1 protein-coding gene is annotated in these 872 nt (G+C 57.2%); it reads left to right on the forward strand.

Going from position 1 to position 872, the window contains the following annotated elements:
* Positions 1–240: 240 nt before the first annotated feature.
* The gene (locus GWC77_RS28055) at positions 241–783 is read left to right on the forward strand and encodes a LysE family translocator (RefSeq protein WP_173262832.1); all 543 of its coding nucleotides are present in this window, start codon (positions 241–243) and stop codon (positions 781–783) included.
* Positions 784–872: the final 89 nt, after the last annotated feature.

Here is an 872-nt window from a genome sequence, read left to right on the forward strand (position 1 = left end):
GCGCGGCTACACGCGCTTCGAAACAATGCGAACCGTGCTGTTCCTCATCGCCGGCAAGCTAGATTTCTCCAGCTTCAACCCGCATGCCTCGTGAGCCGCGTTACCCACTGCATTTTCAAAAGAGCCGCAAATTCTTTCCCACGAACGTTGCGACGCCCGCGGACGCCATCCTGGCTGTCCGGCAGGCGACATTGCGTTCGACCGATTCATCGCGTTGCCTATTTCTTGAAAATCGCCACCATGAACATCGATACCTGGATTACCTGTTTTCTCGCCTCCTGGATCTTCTCGCTATCACCGGGTTCAGGTTCCGTATTCTCAATGACCAACGGGCTGAACTATGGATTCAAACGCGGGTATTTCGGCGTGGTCGGTCTGGTACTCGGCCTCTGGTCGGTATTTTTCGCGGTAGTGGTTGGACTGGGGGCGGTAATTCAGGCCTCGCCCGTAACGTTCAATGTGATCAAGTGGGCTGGCGTCGCCTACCTCTTTTACCTCGGATTCGGCCAGTGGCGCGCCAAGGGCGCGCCGATCGATGTCGCGCGCTCCGAGACGCCCAAGATCGGCGTCCTCAAGCTCGTCGGCAAAGGCATCGCACTGAACTCGGTGAACCCGAAGGGTTACCTCTTCATGCTGGCCGTCATTCCGCAGTTCATCGACTCTAATGCCCCGCTGACACCGCAGTACATCGCTATCGCGCTGACCTTCGCATTCACCGATCTCGTGGTGATGGCCGGCTATACCGCATTCCATTACACACAAGTCCGCGTGAGCGGCTTGTAAACTGTCGCGACTTGCCGTTTACTCTTGCTTTTTGCGCGGCACGCGAATGGCACGAGCAACGGAGAGCTGGGCGGCAATGGAATTCAAGG

This window comes from Paraburkholderia sp. NMBU_R16 (genome assembly GCF_013282575.1).
Taxonomy (GTDB): Bacteria; Pseudomonadota; Gammaproteobacteria; order Burkholderiales; family Burkholderiaceae; genus Trinickia.

Excerpts from the sequence above, each read along its gene's own strand:
- GWC77_RS28055 (WP_173262832.1), top strand. The coding sequence starts at position 241 with ATGAACATCGATACCTGGATTACCTGTTTTCTCGCCTCCTGGATCTTC.